This is a genomic window from Sunxiuqinia dokdonensis (genome assembly GCF_001270965.1).
GTDB classification, from domain to species: domain Bacteria; phylum Bacteroidota; class Bacteroidia; order Bacteroidales; family Prolixibacteraceae; genus Sunxiuqinia; species Sunxiuqinia dokdonensis.
On the sequence record NZ_LGIA01000120.1, the window covers coordinates 1 to 767 of the forward strand.

The 767-nt window shown below is 48.5% G+C and carries 1 protein-coding gene; it reads right to left on the reverse strand.

The genetic code is table 11. From position 1 onward, the window contains the following. Positions 1-656 (reverse strand): tyrosine-type recombinase/integrase (locus NC99_RS07660; protein WP_053181791.1); only part of this gene is annotated, 656 nt, incomplete at its 3' end. Positions 657-767: the final 111 nt, after the last annotated feature.

Genomic DNA, 767 nt, shown 5'->3' on the forward strand with positions numbered 1-767 from the left:
TGGCGGAGCACATGCGGGGAGATGTTCTTTTTGATACCGGCCTTTTCGGCATTTTCCTTTACAACCTGTTGCATGCTGGAGGCAGAATAGGCCTTGCCAGGGATATTTCCTTCAAAAAGATAAACCATTGGTCGCCACCTCCGGTAGTACTTCTCCAGGGATTTGAAAAGCTCGTCCGGCACAGGTAGTTCCCGTTGTTTGTTCCCTTTCCCGGTGATTTTAATGACGCTGCGCTGCCGGTCAATGTCTTTGAGCCGGATGTGCAACAGCTCGCTGCGGCGCATCCCGGTGGCATAAGCCAGGGTCAGTAAAAGCTGGTGTTTGTAGCTGCGGGGCGATCGGATCAATGCCCTGGCTTCGGTGTCTGAGAGTACAACCGGGAGTTTCTTTTCTTTCCGGGGACGTTTGATGCGGATACTTTCCCATTGACGTCCCAGTACATCCTGCTGCAGAATCTTCCACGCGCTGATGTTTTGGTTGATCCGGCTAACCGAGCAATTTTCGTGAGTGATTAAAAAATGAAGATAATTTTTGAACCGGGAGGTACTTATTTTACCTGGCGGTAAATTAAAATGACGACAAATCTGGCCTACCGAACTGATGTAACTGCGGATAGTCCTTTCACTGTAGTTGCGGATACGCATCTCGCGCTCCATCAACTCGCGGATACTTTTTTTTCATAACTAAAAAATTTAAAGATGAGGATAGAAGTTACGCTGTTTTTTGCACGATGCCAAGCTGCCCCGCCATAGCGGGGTTTAGTTCAA